Raw genomic sequence first — 14866 nt, forward strand, 5'->3', positions numbered from 1 at the left:
GGCAAACCCTTGCTCCGTTCGAAGCACCGCGCAACACAGCAACGCTTCCTGCCGCTTCCTGCTTTAGGACCACGACAGCAATTTGTGTCCGCCTTAAGTTAACACCTGTCAGACAGCGCCGATCCCGCCGGCGCCCAATAACGGAGACAAGACATGACGAACGCGATCGCCACGCCCGAGGCGAGCCGGACCCCTGCGCACGCCCACTTTACGATGGACCCTGTTTCGCCCGCCATCGGCGCTGAAGTGAGCGGCATCGACCTGCGCGAAACGCTGGACGACGCCACCGTTGCCGCGCTGCGCGCCGCGCTGGTGCAGCACAAGGTGCTGTTCTTCCGCGACCAGGACATCACGCCCGCGCAGCACGTGGCGCTCGCACGCCGGTTTGGCCAGCTCGAAGTGCATCCCGTGTTTCCGCATCACGCCGACCATCCCGAACTCGTCCTGCTGGGCGGCACGCAGGCCGCGAAGGCGCGCGAGAACATCTATCACTCGGACGTGTCCTGGCGCGAGATTCCTTCGATGGCGTCGATGCTGCGATGCGTGGAATGCCCGCGCAGCGGCGGCGACACGATCTGGGTGAACATGGCGAAGGCTTATGCGGAACTGCCCCAGGCCGTGAAGGAGCAACTCGCCGACCTCGAAGCCGTGCATGACATCATGCCGTCATTCGGCTCGCGCATGTCGGCCGAAGAACGCGCGTCAAATCGCGTGAAATTTCCCGCCGTGACGCACCCCGTGGTTCGCACGCATCCCGAAAGCGGCGAAAAAATCCTGTACGTGAACGAAGGCTTCACGACCCATCTCGCGAATTATCTGAGCAAGGGCACGTTTCGCGTGGGTTTCGACTACCGCTACGGCGAGTTCGAGTTGCTCCAGTATCTGTTTCGCCAGGCCGCCATTCCCGAGTACCAGGTTCGGCTGCGCTGGGCGCCTGACACCATCGCGTTCTGGGACAACCGCTCGACCCAGCACTACGCGATTCAGGACTATTTCCCGGCCGTGCGGCGCATGATGCGTGCAACGATCATCGGCGACAAGCCGTTCTGACGTATCGCGCATGTCACTGCGCATTGCGCATCCCAATCGACAGGAACTGTTAGCCATGCACAAGATCGACCAGTACTACATAGGCGGGCAGTGGGTCGCGCCCGCGCAAGGCGCGAATATTCATGAGATGGTTTGCCCTGTCACGGAGGCGGTGGCGGGTACCGTGCTCCTCGGCACCCACGCCGATGTCGAGCGCGCCGTCGCCGCGGCCCGCGCCGCGTGGCCCGCGTGGTCGGCCACGCGTGTTGCGAGTCGCGTGGCGCTGCTCACGCGCATCGTCGAGCGCTATACCGCGCGCTATGACGAACTCGCGCGTGCGGTGAGCACGGAAATCGGCGCGCCGATCAAGTTGAGCCACGAACTGCAGGCGCGTGTGGGCCTCGCGCAACTGCAGAGCGTGCGCGCCGCACTGGAATCGTTCGAATTCAGCGAACGGCGCGGCACGACCGAGATCGTGCGCGAAGCCGTGGGCGTTGTCGCGCTCATCACGCCGTGGAACTGGCCGCTCAACCAGATCGCGGCGAAGGTCGCGCCGGCGCTCGCGGCGGGCTGCACGGTCGTGCTCAAGCCTTCGGAGATCGCGCCGCTCGACGCGCGTCTGTTCGCAGAGGTACTCGACGAGGCAGGCGTGCCGCCCGGCGTATTCAACCTGGTCTACGGCGACGGCGCGACGGTGGGCGCGGCACTCGCCAGCCATCCCGACATCGACATGGTGTCGATCACGGGCTCGACGCGAGCGGGGGCGCAAGTCGCCTCGAGCGCGGCGGGCACGGTCAAGCGCGTGGCGCAGGAGTTGGGCGGCAAGTCGCCCAGCCTCATCTTCGAAGACGCCGATCTGCCAACCGCGGTGAAGGCGAGCGTGCTGGCCTGCATGCTGAATTCGGGGCAAACCTGTATCGCGCCCACGCGCCTGCTCGTACAACGCAGCCAGTACGATGCGGCCATCGAAGTCGCCTGCGCGACGGTCAACGCGCTGCAGGTCGGCGATCCCGCCGCGGCGGACACGATCCTCGGCCCGATTTCCAATCGTGCCCAGTACGAAAAAGTGCAGCGGATGATCGCGATCGGCATTGACGAGGGCGCGCGTCTCGTGGCCGGTGGCGAGGGGAGGCCCGCGCACTTGTCACGCGGCTTCTTCGCGCGGCCAACCGTGTTCGCCGACGTGCGCAACGACATGACGATCGCGCGTGAAGAAATCTTCGGTCCGGTGCTCGCGATCCTTCCGTTCGATACGGAGGAAGAGGCCGTCGCTATCGCGAACGACACGCCGTATGGACTCGCCGCCTACTTGTGGTCCGGCGACGCGGCGCGCGTTCGGCGCGTGGCGGCACGACTTCGCGCGGGCAGCGTGCAGATCAACGGCGCGAAGATGGATCTCACGGCGCCGTTCGGCGGCATGAAGGCGTCCGGCAATGGGCGGGAGCACGGCGCGTATGGTCTCGCGGAGTTCCTCGAATACAAGCAGATTTCGGGTTGCGCGGCATGAGCCAAACCGCACAGGAATTCGACTACGTCGTGATCGGCGCGGGGTCGGCGGGTTGCGCGATTGCCGCTCGCCTTGCCGAAACCGCGGGCGCGAGCGTCGCGCTCATCGAAGCCGGACCGAGCGACCACCACTACACGGTGTGGGCGCCGCTCGGTATCGCGGCGACGGTGCCGAGCGAAGGGCCGCGCAACTACGCGTTTCATACCGAGCCGCAAGCCGGCCTGCTCGGCCGCCGTTCGTATCAGCCGCGAGGGCGGGGACTCGGCGGCAGCTCGTCGATCAACGGCATGGTCTACATTCGCGGTCATCGCCTGGACTTCGACGCGTGGGCGAACGCGGGTTGCACGGGCTGGAGCTACGAAGACGTGCTGCCGTATTTCCGCCGCAGCGAGTCTAACGAGCGTTGCACCGGCCGTGACGACGATCCCTTTCACGGTTCGCATGGCCCGTTGCACGTGAGCGAATTGCGCTCGCCCAATCCCTTCTCGCAGCACTTCATCGCAGCGGCATTGCAGGCGGGCTTGAAGGTGAACCCCGACTTCAATGGCGTGGACCAGGAGGGCGTTGGCCTCTATCAGGTCACGCAACGCGACGGCGAACGCTGGAACACGGCGCGCGCTTATCTGCACGGCGGGTATCGCGGCGACACGGCGCACAATGGCGGCCGCGAATCGCTCACGGTGCCGACCGGGGCACGGGCGCAGCGCATCGTGTTCGAAGGCGCGCGCGCCGCGGCGGTCGAGATATGGCGTGACGGCGTTGTGCAAGCCGTGCGAGTGCGCCGCGAGATCGTGGTGAGCGCGGGAACGTTTCATTCCCCGCAACTGCTCATGGCCTCCGGCATCGGACCGGCGACGCATCTGCGCGACTTCGGCATCGAGGTCGTCTACGACGCGCCGCAGGTCGGCCAGAATCTGCAGGACCATCTGGACATCATCGTGAACAAGCAGGTCGCGTCGACCGAGCTGTTCGGGCGCTCCGTGCCGGGCCTGATGCGGCTCGCGCGCGAAATTCACCGCTACCGGCGCGAGCGCACCGGCATGGTCACATCGAATCTCGCCGAGGCGGGCGCATTCGTGCGTAGTGCGCCGGGCCTCGCCGCACCCAACTTGCAACTGCATTTCGTGCCTGCGATGCTTGGCAACCGCGGTGAAGGTAAGCCGCCGCGCGGGCACGGCTATTCGTGCCACGCATGCGTGCTGCGGCCACACAGCCGCGGCGACGTGAAGTTGCGCTCGCCTCACATGCACGATGCACCGTCTATCGACCCGCGTTTTCTCGCCGACGAACGCGACATGGAAGGCATGGTCGCGGGCGTGAAGCTGGTGCGCCGGATCTTCGCGCAGGACGCGCTTGCGCGTCATGGCGGCCGCGAATTGTTCACCGGTGACATCGCGCGGGATGCAGATGGAGACGAGGCGATCCGCGCGTTCGTGCGCCGCAACGCCGACACGGTGTATCACCCGGTGGGGACCTGCCGCATGGGCGCCGACGCGCAATCGGTCGTCGATCCGCAGTTGCGCGTGCGAGGGGTGGCGGGACTGCGCGTCGTGGACGCGTCGGTCATGCCTACGCTCGTGGGCGGAAACACCAATGCCGCCGCGATCATGATCGCGGAAAAGGCGGCGGACCTGATGCGCGCCAACATTTAGGCTGCGCCCGTTATTACCCTTTCTGTTGCTTTTCAGTTGATTCGGATAACGAATCGAAACGCGCCGCGTTAGAAACCGAGGTCAAGACACATGCTTCAGATCGAACAACCCGTGGCCGCGACGCACGCTGTGCGTGCGCGTAACGGCTGGGCCACGGTCGCCGCGCTGTTTCTGTTCATGGCGCTCAATTTCGCGGACAAAGCCGTGGTCGGCCTGGTCGCGGTGCCGATGATGCGGGACATGGGATTGAGCCCAGCGCAGCTCGGCATCGTCGGCAGCGCGTTTTTCGTGCTGTTCGCCGTGTCGGCCATCGGCGTGGGCTCGATCGCGGACCGTCTCGATCCCACGTGGCTGCTCGCCGGGCTTGCGCTCGTCTGGGTGGCCGCGCAGTTGCCGATGATCTGGCCAGCCAGCTTCGCGACGCTCGTGCTGTGCCGCATCGTGCTGGGCGCGGGCGAGGGCCCCGCGTTGCCGCTCGCGATGCACGTGACCTATGAGGCCTTCGACGACCGGCGGCGCAGCCTCCCCACGCTGATCGTGCAGCTCGGCGCGACGGCGGGGCTCGTGCTGGCCGGGCCCGCGTTGACGTACGTCGAGCAGCGCTGGCACTGGCGCGCCTCGTTCCTCGCGCTCGGCGTAGCCGGCGTGGCGTGGGTCGCGCTATGGCTTGCGGTACGTCTTGCGGGGGCGCCGCGCGTGCGCGTTCGGGCAGGGGCCGCCCCGCGCGCCGTCACGCCGGGCTGGCGCGTGCTGCGCTCGCACTTCGGCAGCGCCACGGTGCTGACCGTCTTGCTCCAGTCGTTCGCGGGCTATGCAGTCGTCGCCTGCGGCATCACGTGGATGCCCGTGTATTTCCGCCTCGGGCTGGGCTTCCCCCCCGCTCGCGCTGGGTGGCTGTTCGGTCTGCAGGTGCTTTTGCAAGTGCCGGTCGGGTTCGCGCTGGCCACGCTCTCGCACATGCTGCTCAGGCGCAACGTCTCGACGCGAATCGCGCGAGGCGCGCTCGTGAGCGCCTGCTGCACGGTCGGCGGCATCTTGCTGTGCGTCTCGTTTGCAGCGTGGCCGCCGCTCGCGAAGGTGGCGCTGGTGGGCGTGGCCTGCGCATTCGCCACTCAGGCGTTCACGTTCGGGCCGCAACTCGTGGCCGAAGTCGTGCCGGGCGCGAACCGCGCGGCCATGCTCTCGAGCGTTCATGCGCTCGCGACGACAGCCGGTTTGTTCGCGCCGGCGCTCATGGGCCATCTCGTCGATTCGACTGCGGGCCCACGCGGCTACGAAGCGGGTTTCGGCGCGATGGGCGTGCTGCTCGCCTTCGCGGGCGTGGCGGGCTTTCTGTGGCTGCAGCCCGCAAAGGAGGGCCGTGGGGTGCGCTGAGGTTCGCGTACCCGATTCAACCGGAAGATTTTTGGGCCGGGTTCTTTGGTAATTCGCAGTGCGATCCATTCCGCCAACGAGCGGATACCGACAACACAAGAGGAGACATGCATGCGTTTGAAGCTGATTAGCCAGGGTGTGATGGGCGCGACGTTCGCAATGGCCGCGGGCGCCGCCTGCGCCCAGACGAGCGTGACGCTCTACGGCGTGGCCGACACGTTCTTCCAGTACCTGAACAACGGCGGCGCCGCGTCCGTTTCCCAGCGCAGCGGCGGTTCGACGGGGTCGATGTTCGGCCTGAAGGGTTCCGAAGACCTGGGCAACGGATTCAAGGCCAATTTCGTGCTCGAAAACGGCTACAACATCAACAACGGCGCGGGTTTTGCGGACACGACCGCCTTGTTCTATCGCCAGGCGTGGGTAGGGGTGGCGCACGGCGACTACGGCGCGCTCACGTTCGGCAGGCAGTACCAGCCGAGCTTCCGGGCCGTCTACCCGAGCGATCCGTTTCGCGCCAACGAGGTGCTTTCGCCGCTTTCGGCCGCCGTGCTCGCGACCGATCGCAACACACTTTCCGCGCAATACGCCGCGGGCCGCACGAGCAACTCGATCCTGTATGTCTCGCCGAAACTGGCCGGGTTCCAGCTCAACGCCATGTATGGCTTCGCTGCGACCGTCACGCAGCCGGTGCCGGCGACCACGGGCAATATTCTCGACGTTTCCGCGACCTACACCGGCTATGGCCTCTTCGTCGGCCTGGCCTACATGAACGAACATGCAGGCACGGAAACCGTGCCGGGCCTGCCGTCCGCCCTCACGCTCGTGGGCACGGAGCACTACACGGCGGCGCTCGCCTACCGTATCGGCATTGTCAACCTGCAGGCGAACTATTCGTATGCGAGCCCGAAAACACCGCCCGCGCATTCGCTCGCGGCTGCGCTCGGCACCGCGCATGCGTATAACGTGACGGAGATTGGCGCGACGATTCAGGCCACCTCGTTCGACGCGATCCAGATCGCCGGCATTCAGCGCAACATTCACGGCGTCAACGACGAAACACTCGGCATTGAGCTTGGCTACGATCGCCAGATATCGAAGCGCACGAGCCTTTACGCACGCGCGGGCTATCTGAAGAACCACGGCCAGGCGACGATGAGCTGGCCCGGCATTTCCGTCACGGCGCCGCATTCTTCGCAAACGCTTGCGGTGCTCGGCATGTCGCATCTTTTCTGAACCGAACTACTACGGAGTGCAAATAGATGGCGAGGCGGCGCGGCATGACAGCCGCGTCGCTTTCGATATGCCTTCATTTTGCCATGTGCAACAAGAGGGTAGCGGCACGGCGAAACGCCCTCAAAACAGGTATGCTGCTGGCATCCCGTGTGTCCCGCGCGGGGCACGAACGTGGAGTCCCCGATGTCCGCCAATCCTGCTGCCAGTGTGTCCTCCGGACTGCGCGAAGTCTGGTTGATTCGTCATGGCGAAACGGAATGGAGCCTCTCCGGGCAGCACACCGGTCGCACCGATATCGCGCTCACCGGGCACGGGCGCGAGCAGGCGCGCTCGCTGGCGCCGTCGCTCGCCGCACAGCACTTCGACGCGGTGCTTTGCAGCCCGATGGCGCGGGCCATCGAGACGTGCCAGCTTGCGGGCCTCGGCGACGAGATGACGATTTCGGCCGATTTGCACGAGTGGGACTACGGGATTTACGAAGGCCTCAAGACAGCGGATATCCGTAAGACCGAACCCGACTGGAGCGTGTGGCATTCGCCCATCGCGCATGGCGAGGACCTCGCTCGGGTTCAGGCGCGCGCCGCGGCGGTGATCGAGGGGCTGCTGGCGATGCGGGGCCGCGTGGCGCTCTTTTCGCACGCGCATTTCCTGCGCGCATTGGGGGGCTGCTGGGCTTCCGGTTCGGCGGCGCTCGGCGAGCATCTGTATCTCGACACGGCTTCGGTCAGCATTCTCGGCTTCGACCACGAAAGCCGCGCCATCCGCCGCTGGAATGCGCTCGGAGAGCGCAGGGCGTTGATGTGACGGAGCCCCGACGCGCTCGCTCAGCGCAAGGAGCACGACAGCCAGTGCGCGATACGCACGCCGTCCAGTCGAGAACCCTCGGGCGTGGCGCTCCCTAGCAGGGTGACGATCACGGGCCGCCGGCCGTGCACCATCACGCGCATCACCATATTGTGGCCGGACTCGTTGATGAAGCCGGTTTTCTGTACGCTCGCGCGCACCTGCCCGTAGCGCACCAGCCGATTGCTGTTCACATACTGCAACTGCCCGTGGCCAGTAGTCACGCGTTCCTGGTGATCGATCGAATAGCGGCGAATTAGCGGATAGCCATTGGCGGCGCGCACGAGGCTCGCCAGTTCGCGCGCGGTTGAGACGTTCTGCGGCGAGAGTCCCGTCGCATTGACGAAATGCGTGTGCGTCATGCCAAGACGCTGCGCTTTCGCGTTCATTGCCGCGACGAATGCAGGCCGCCCGCCCGGATAGTCGCGGCTGAGCGCCGAAGCCGCACGATTTTCCGAAGACATCAGGGCAACGTGCAGCATGGTCGCGCGCGTGAGCGACGCTCCCACGCCGAGGCGCGAATGCGTGAACTTGAGCGTGTCGAGATCGGCGGTCGTGACGGAGAGCCGCTGTTGCAGCGGCGCATGCGCACTATCGAGCCAGACGATGGCCGTCATGAGCTTCGACACCGAGGCAATGGGCGCCACCGTGTCGGCATGACGCGCGTAGAGCGGCGTATGAGTGTTTTCGTCGACGACGTAGATCGCATGCGAAAAGAGCTGCTTGCGCGATGCCGGCGTAAAGCCGCAGCGGGCGAGCAGGCGAGGGGCGTGCGCGCTCCTGGCGCTCGCGTGCGCGGCGAGATGCGGCGTCGGCGGCGGGCCGTGTCTGGGCTTCGCGCGTTTGGTGCGGCGCTTCGGCCCGGAGAGTCTGGTGGAGGGCGCGTCGGCGGGCATCGAACGATGCGCGGGCTTCGTTTTGTGCGCGACTCTCTTTTTCTTTTTGGGCGTGGCGTGGACGGTTCTTTCGGCCGCGGTGTGATGAGCGGCTGCATGGGCGCCGACCGGCGCCGCGCCGGCCGCGAGGCCCGCGACGATCAGGGCGAGCAGGCTGGGCAGCAATCGAAGTCGGGAAGCAAGGGGCATCGACAGATGGGCTTGAACGTTGGGTCTGCGCGGCGCGCGTCGAGATTTGGCGGCATTGTTCGAGCCGCATCGGCCCATGAAGTTCCATTCCGGTTCCATAATCGTCATTCAATCGGACCATCGTCGTATTGAACGGGCGGCGAGCGGGTCCGTATACTCCGTGATGCCAAGGGGGAACAGAGATGCTCAATCAACTCTCCGACACCTTCCTGCTCGTCTTCGCCGGACTCTTCCCGGTGCTCAATCCGCCTGCGGCCGGGTTCATCGTGCTGAGCATGCTGCCGCATGCGACGGCCAGCGAACGCGCATTTCTCGCGCGGATCATCGCCATCAACAGCCTGTTCATTCTGCTCGGTTCGCTGATCATGGGCGCCTATGTGCTCTCGTTCTTCGGCATATCGATACCCGTTTTGCGGGTTGCGGGCGGGCTGGTCATCGCGTTCGCCGGCTGGAATCTGCTGCACAAATCGCCCGGAGGCGCGGAGGCGGCACAATCGCAGGCGCCGCCGGACTCGGCGCGCCAGGCAACGCTGCGTGCCACGGCGTTCTATCCGCTCACGCTGCCGGTCACCGTCGGACCGGGGTCGATTGCGGTCGCGATTGCGCTTGGCACTGGCCGGCCGCGCGGTCATGTGCAACTCGTCAATGTCGTCGGCGTGCTGCTCGCCCTGATCGTTCTTTGCGGCTGCATCTATCTCTGTGTGCGTTTCGCGGGGCACGTCGGCAAGCGGCTCGGACCGGTCGGGACGGAAGTGCTCATGCGCCTGCTCGCCTTTGTGCTGCTGTGCATCGGTCTGCAGATCTTGTGGCTCGGGATCGAAGATCTGCTCGAGTCGGTGCCGCTTTCGGTGAGCGTCAAATAGCGCAGCGCGCCGCCGCAGCCCTCGCCATGTTGCGGCGCATGAAAGGGAAAACCACGAGCCCATAACATCAGACGTCTGATGTAGATTGGAGCCCAACGTAGCCAACCCACGCAATCTTGCGGAAGACATGCGCCTGAGCGTCGATCAGTCGATGTGCGAGCGAATCCAGGATTCGCTGCTGGAAATGATCCGCGAGCGCTCGTTCAAGCCGGGCGATCAAATCCCCCCGGAGCCCGAGCTTTGCGAACTGTTGGGCGTGGGCCGCTCGAGCCTGCGGGAGGCGGTCGCGCAGATGATTTCCCACGGTCTCCTCACGCGTGTGCACGGCAAGGGGACGTTCGTCAGACAAATCACGCTCAAGCTGCAAGGCGGTCTGGATGATCTGATGTCTGTGACGGACATGATACGCAGTGTCGGTGCGGTGCCTTCCACGAGCCGCCTGCAGGTGAAGACGATCGCGGCTTCGGGCAGTCTCGCGCACAAGCTCGGCGTCACCGAGGGCGAACCCTGCGTGCGCTTCGAGCGCGTGCGGCGTGCCGACGATGCGATCGCCGCTTACTGCATCGACATCGTGCCCAAGGCACTGCTCGAAGGGCAGGAACTGGGCGAGTCGCTGTTCGGCACGCTGGAGCGGGCGGGCGTGCGGCTCTCCCACACCCATAGTTCGATCCAGCCGACCGTTCTCACGCCGCGGGATTTGCCGGAACTGCAGGAGAGCATCGGCATGTTCCTGCTGATCGACGAAGTGGATTTCGACGAGACCGGCCGCGCGGTCTGTTACAGCAACGACTATTACAACGCCAGCATTTTCAGGTTCGATCTCGTGCGCAAGCGACGTTAGGCGGGCCAGCGGCCCATTTCCGGACAGGAAGAACGTATGCACTTCGAAGCTTTCAGCTCTGCCGAATTGACCGCCTATCTGCTGGGCATTCCGGCGGTTTGCGCAAGGCTTGGCGACGACAGGGAATTACAGGTCGTCGAAGTGGGCGATGGCAATCTGAACTACGTCTACTTCGTGAGCAGCACGCGCGACCCGCGCTTGAGCGTCGTGGTGAAGCAGGCGCCGCCATACCTGCGACTGGTCGGCGAAGCGTGGCCCTTGCCGCGCGAGCGCATGGAGCGCGAAGTGGCGGCGTTGCGCCGCTTCGGCGCGCTGTGTCCCGAGCACGTGCCGAGCGTCTTTCACGCGGATAGCGAGAAGTTCCTGATGGTGATGCAGCGGCTCGATTCGCACCGCGTGTTGCGCGGGGGGCTGATAGACGGCATCGTGTATCCGCGGCTCGCCGACCACATTTCCACCTTTCTGGCCCGCACGCTCTTTCATGGCTCCGATCTCTATCTTGCGCCGGATGCCAAGAAAGCGGCCGTCGGCGGCGACATCAACACGGAACTGTGCAGAATTACCGAGGAACTCGTCTTCACATTTCCATTCGAAGATCATCCTTCGAACGTCTATAGTCCCGCGCTGCCTGCGGCTGCGATCGAACGGCTGCGCACGCACGAGCCGCTGAGGCGCGCGGCAGGCGAGATGAAGTGGGCCTTCATGAACCATGCGGAAACGCTCGTGCACGGCGACCTGCATACGGGCTCGATCATGGCGAACGAGCATGAGACGTATGTGATCGACCCAGAGTTCGCGTTCTATGGGCCGATGGGCTTCGACACGGGCGCGTTCATTGCGAACCTGCTGCTCGCCTGTTACGCGCGCGACTGGCACGACCGCGAGGCGGGGCGCGACCCGGCAGCCTATCAGCGCTGGCTGCTCGAGCAGGTGGAGGCCGTGTGGAACGCCTTCGCGCAGAAGTTCGGGCAGATCTGGCGGCTGCACGAGCGCGAAACCGGCCACGCCTATATTGGCGGTCCGGCGGGTACGCGCGCGGCGGACGCCTTCCGCGACGATTTCATCAAACGACTCTTCGCCGATACGCTCGGCTTTGCGGGCTGCAAGATGATCCGCCGCGTCGTCGGCATGGCGAAGGTGGCGGAGATTACGGGCATCAAGGACGACGCGGTGCGCGCGCGCGTGGAAGTGCGCTGCCTGAAGCTCGCCGAAGGGCTGCTGGTACGGCGCCGCGAGCTGGCGTCGATCGAGGCGGTCACGGCGCTGGCCGCACAGGTGCTCACCGAACCTGCGTAAGTGAATACAGGCTGCCGCATGAGCGGCAGCGCCCGGACAACCGGCATCGACGGAGAACGTATGACGTTGCAGGCGCAGCAATCGAGTCTTCCGCCCACCATCGAGTGGCGCGACGGCACCCTTTATCTGCTCGACCAGACGCGTTTGCCGCGCGAATGCGTGGTCGAGGCCGTGGACAGTGTCGAGGCGGTCTGGCGCGCGATCCACGAGCTGCGCGTTCGCGGCGCACCCGCGATCGGCGTCGCGGCCGCCTATGGCCTGTGTGTGGCGATGCGGCACGAGCCGGCGGATTCGCACGATGCGTTCCTCGCGCGTCTTGAAGCGCACGCCGCGTATCTGGACAGCGCGCGGCCCACGGCGGTCAATTTGCGCTGGGCGCTCGAGCGAATGCTCTCACACGCACGCGCGCAGTCCGGCGCGACGGGCGCGGCGCATTACGAAGCGCTCGTTGCCGAAGCGAAGCGCATTCATCAAGAGGATATCGAGCTGTGCGCGCGCATCGGTGAAGCCGGACGCGCCCTGATCGCGCCCGGCAGCGGCGTGCTCACGCACTGCAATGCCGGTGCGCTCGCCACGGCGGGCATCGGCACGGCGACCGCGCCGCTCTATCGCGCGCACCGCGACGGCGTGGCGTTTCGCGTCTATGCAGACGAGACGCGGCCGCTCCTCCAAGGCGCGCGGCTCACCGCTTACGAACTGCAGCAGGCGGGGCTCGACGTCACGCTGATCACCGACAGCATGGCGCCGACCCTGATGGCCCAGGGGCTCATCGATCTCGTGATCGTCGGCACGGATCGCGTGGCCGCGAACGGCGACGTCGCGAACAAGATCGGCACGCTCGGCGTGGCGATCGCCGCGAAGCACTTCGGCATTCCCTTTTATGTGGCGTGTCCTTCGTCCACGCTGGATCTGCGCACCGCCAGCGGCGCGGACATCGTGATCGAGGAGCGCGGCGCGGCGGAGGTGACACATCTCGCAGGGCAACGCACCGCGCCCGAGGGCATACAGGTGCGCAACCCCGCGTTCGATGTGACGCCCCATGCGCTCGTGACCGGCATCGTGACGGAGCGGGGCATCGTGCGCGCGCCGTTCGAGGCGGGTCTTGCTGCGCTTTTCGCGACCGGAGCGGCAGCGTGAGCGGCGCGGGCGAAGGCCGCCGTGCGGGCGAGACGGCGGAACGTGCGCGCGATACGCGGGCGGAAACCGAAGTGCGCCAGCAGATCGTCGATACCGCGCGCGAGATGGAGCGTCTCGGCATCAATCAGGGCACGTCGGGCAACGTGAGCGCGCGCTGGCATGACGGACTCCTGATTACCCCGAGTGGCGTGCCGAGCGCCGCGCTGACGCGCGAGCGCATCGTCTGGATGCCACTCGACGTGCGCGACGACGATCCGCTCTTCGAAGCGCAGCGGCCTTCGTCGGAGTGGCGTTTTCATCGCGACATCCTGCGCGCGCGCGCCGACGTGAACGCCGTGATCCACACGCATTCGCAAGCCGCGACGGCGCTCGCGATTCACGGCCGCGGCATACCCGCGCATCACTACATGGTGGCCGCGGCGGGCGGCAATTCGATTCGCTGCGCGCCGTATGCGACCTTCGGCAGCCAGGCCCTTTCCGATCACGCGCTCGAAGCGCTGGACGAGCGGCTCGCGTGCCTGCTCGCGCATCACGGCGTCATTGCGCTGGGCCGCGATCTTGCACGGGCGTTGTGGCTGGCGAACGAAGTGGAGGTGCTCGCAAAGCAGTATTTGCTGGCCTGCCAGCTCGGCGAGCCGCCGCTGCTTTCCGACGCGCAAATGGAGGAAGTCATCGAGAAGTTCAAGGGCTACGGCCCGCGCAAGTAATACGCGCTCGCTCGCGCGTCCAGGCAGTCGTTGCAATGCAAAACACACGCGGTAGACACGCGGTAGACACGATTACGCAGTCGGTTGGCGGTTCGCAGGTCAGTCAAAAACCAGCAGATCAAAGACAGGAGACGGTGATGGCGTGGAGTTCAGCAGGGTTCGACAGATGGGTGGCGCGCAGCGCGCGCATTGGAGCCACGGCCGGCGTGACGATGTTCGCCGCCGCGGCAATGCTGGCAGGCTGCTCGAAGAGCGAGTCGCCTTCAACCACGGCGGCTGCGTCCGACGCCGCCGCCGCGAGTGCGCCGGCGCAGGCCGCCGCTGCAGCGCCGGCAGTCACGAAGATCAAGGTTGGCTTTTCGATCGCCACGCTCAATAACGCGTTCTTCGTCGGCCTGAAGAACGGTGTCGAGCGCGGCGCGGAAACGCAGGGCTTCGATCTCGTGCAGACGAACGCGAACGGCGACGCGCAACAGCAGGTCAACGACACGCTCAATCTGCTGAGCCAGGGCGTGCAGGCGATCGTGCTCAATCCGATCGATTCGAAGGCGATCATCCCGGCCGTCGAGAAGGCCAATTCGATGAACGTGCCGGTCTTCATGCTCGACCGGGGCTCGGACGGCGGCAAGGTGACCTCGTTCGTCGCTTCGGACAACGTAGCGCTTGGCGCCACCGGCGCGAAGTGGATCGCCGACCAGTTGAGCAAGCGTTATGGCTCGCCCAAGGGCAACGTGGTCGATCTGATCGGCCTCATCGGCACCACGGCGGCCACGGATCGCGAGAAGGGCTTCTCGGAAGAGATCGCGAAGTATCCCGACATCAAGGTCGTCGCGCGCCAGGAAGGCGGCTTCGACCAGGAGAAGTCGCTCAACGCGATGACGAGCATTCTGCAGAAGTATCCGCAGATCGACGCGGTATTCGGCGCGAACGACGACAACACGGTGGGCGCGGAAAAAGCCATCGACAATGCGGGCCGCTACAAGCCGCTCGGCGACCCGGGCCACATCATGGTGATCGGCGCGGACGGCACGGCGCAGGCGCTTTCGGCGATCCGCGCGGGCAAGCAGGACGCGACGATCTCGCAGAACCCGATCGGCATGTCCGCCAAGGCGATGACGTTCATCACCGACTACGAGGCGAAGAAGGACGTGCCCGCGAACTACGCGTGGCCGACCTATCTGATCGACAAGTCGAACATCGATTCGGACGCCGCGAAGCAATACGGTCTGTGGGCCCTCGAAGTCAAGCAGTAACGGGCGGTCTTAAGCGCCGGCCGCGCGCGACGCGTGCGCCGGCGCC

General features: G+C 65.8%; 13 protein-coding genes. 12 read left to right on the forward strand and 1 reads right to left on the reverse strand.

Annotation, left to right across the window (positions count from 1 at the left end):
* The first annotated feature begins 153 nt into the window (after nt 1-153).
* From A3CW_RS0111160 to A3CW_RS0111185, 6 genes are all read left to right on the forward strand, one after another.
* Complete coding sequence (locus A3CW_RS0111160) at nt 154-1050, forward strand: TauD/TfdA dioxygenase family protein (RefSeq protein ID WP_028203642.1); 897 nt, start codon at nt 154-156, stop codon at nt 1048-1050.
* Between the two features lie 55 nt (nt 1051-1105).
* Entirely contained in the window at nt 1106-2536 is a 1431-nt protein-coding gene (locus A3CW_RS0111165) for an aldehyde dehydrogenase family protein (RefSeq protein ID WP_028203643.1), read from the forward strand.
* Nucleotides 2533-4188, forward strand: a complete 1656-nt coding sequence (locus tag A3CW_RS0111170) for a GMC family oxidoreductase (RefSeq protein ID WP_028203644.1) — start codon at nt 2533-2535, stop codon at nt 4186-4188. Before A3CW_RS0111165 ends, A3CW_RS0111170 begins: the two co-directional genes overlap by 4 nt.
* A gap of 90 nt (nt 4189-4278) precedes the next feature.
* Nucleotides 4279-5562 (forward strand): MFS transporter, encoded by a 1284-nt coding sequence (locus A3CW_RS45945; RefSeq protein ID WP_051481382.1) that lies wholly within the window; start codon nt 4279-4281, stop codon nt 5560-5562.
* Nucleotides 5563-5679: 117 nt separating this feature from the next.
* Nucleotides 5680-6795, forward strand: a complete 1116-nt coding sequence (locus tag A3CW_RS0111180; protein WP_028203645.1) for a porin — start codon at nt 5680-5682, stop codon at nt 6793-6795.
* Nucleotides 6796-6978: 183 nt separating this feature from the next.
* Nucleotides 6979-7599, forward strand: a complete 621-nt coding sequence (locus A3CW_RS0111185) for a histidine phosphatase family protein (RefSeq protein ID WP_051481383.1) — start codon at nt 6979-6981, stop codon at nt 7597-7599.
* A 20-nt stretch (nt 7600-7619) separates the two neighbouring features.
* Here A3CW_RS0111185 and A3CW_RS0111190 read toward each other — a convergent pair whose 3' ends face one another.
* Nucleotides 7620-8723 (reverse strand): serine hydrolase, encoded by a 1104-nt coding sequence (locus A3CW_RS0111190; protein WP_035512825.1) that lies wholly within the window; start codon nt 8721-8723, stop codon nt 7620-7622.
* Nucleotides 8724-8905: 182 nt separating this feature from the next.
* On the opposite strand from A3CW_RS0111190, the gene A3CW_RS0111195 reads away from it, so the two are divergent.
* The 6 genes from A3CW_RS0111195 to A3CW_RS0111220 all read left to right on the forward strand — a co-directional run bounded on the left by A3CW_RS0111195 (nt 8906) and on the right by A3CW_RS0111220 (nt 14820).
* Complete coding sequence (locus A3CW_RS0111195; protein ID WP_028203648.1) at nt 8906-9586, forward strand: MarC family protein; 681 nt, start codon at nt 8906-8908, stop codon at nt 9584-9586.
* A gap of 85 nt (nt 9587-9671) precedes the next feature.
* Nucleotides 9672-10427, forward strand: a complete 756-nt coding sequence (locus tag A3CW_RS0111200; protein WP_245623603.1) for a GntR family transcriptional regulator — start codon at nt 9672-9674, stop codon at nt 10425-10427.
* A gap of 36 nt (nt 10428-10463) precedes the next feature.
* On the forward strand, nt 10464-11723 hold the full coding sequence (gene mtnK / locus A3CW_RS0111205) for an S-methyl-5-thioribose kinase (RefSeq protein ID WP_028203650.1): 1260 nt from the start codon (nt 10464-10466) through the stop codon (nt 11721-11723).
* A 60-nt stretch (nt 11724-11783) separates the two neighbouring features.
* Nucleotides 11784-12860: an S-methyl-5-thioribose-1-phosphate isomerase gene (mtnA, locus tag A3CW_RS0111210; protein ID WP_028203651.1), complete on the forward strand. Its 1077-nt coding sequence runs from the start codon at nt 11784-11786 to the stop codon at nt 12858-12860.
* A gap of 71 nt (nt 12861-12931) precedes the next feature.
* Nucleotides 12932-13567: a class II aldolase/adducin family protein gene (locus A3CW_RS0111215; RefSeq protein WP_028203652.1), complete on the forward strand. Its 636-nt coding sequence runs from the start codon at nt 12932-12934 to the stop codon at nt 13565-13567.
* 137 nt (nt 13568-13704) lie between these two features.
* Entirely contained in the window at nt 13705-14820 is a 1116-nt protein-coding gene (locus A3CW_RS0111220) for a sugar ABC transporter substrate-binding protein (protein WP_028203653.1), read from the forward strand.
* Nucleotides 14821-14866: the final 46 nt, after the last annotated feature.

Origin of the sequence: Paraburkholderia nodosa DSM 21604, assembly GCF_000519185.1 — a bacterium.
Lineage (GTDB): Bacteria > Pseudomonadota > Gammaproteobacteria > Burkholderiales > Burkholderiaceae > Paraburkholderia > Paraburkholderia nodosa.

Excerpts from the sequence above, each read along its gene's own strand:
- A3CW_RS0111185 (WP_051481383.1), top strand. The coding sequence starts at position 6,979 with ATGTCCGCCAATCCTGCTGCCAGTGTGTCCTCCGGACTGCGCGAAGTC.
- A3CW_RS0111165 (WP_028203643.1), top strand. The coding sequence starts at position 1,106 with ATGCACAAGATCGACCAGTACTACATAGGCGGGCAGTGGGTCGCGCCC.
- A3CW_RS45945 (WP_051481382.1), top strand. The coding sequence starts at position 4,279 with ATGCTTCAGATCGAACAACCCGTGGCCGCGACGCACGCTGTGCGTGCG.
- A3CW_RS0111195 (WP_028203648.1), top strand. The coding sequence starts at position 8,906 with ATGCTCAATCAACTCTCCGACACCTTCCTGCTCGTCTTCGCCGGACTC.
- A3CW_RS0111220 (WP_028203653.1), top strand. The coding sequence starts at position 13,705 with ATGGCGTGGAGTTCAGCAGGGTTCGACAGATGGGTGGCGCGCAGCGCG.
- A3CW_RS0111160 (WP_028203642.1), top strand. The coding sequence starts at position 154 with ATGACGAACGCGATCGCCACGCCCGAGGCGAGCCGGACCCCTGCGCAC.
- A3CW_RS0111170 (WP_028203644.1), top strand. The coding sequence starts at position 2,533 with ATGAGCCAAACCGCACAGGAATTCGACTACGTCGTGATCGGCGCGGGG.
- mtnA (WP_028203651.1), top strand. The coding sequence starts at position 11,784 with ATGACGTTGCAGGCGCAGCAATCGAGTCTTCCGCCCACCATCGAGTGG.
- mtnK (WP_028203650.1), top strand. The coding sequence starts at position 10,464 with ATGCACTTCGAAGCTTTCAGCTCTGCCGAATTGACCGCCTATCTGCTG.
- A3CW_RS0111190 (WP_035512825.1), bottom strand. The coding sequence starts at position 8,723 with ATGCCCCTTGCTTCCCGACTTCGATTGCTGCCCAGCCTGCTCGCCCTG.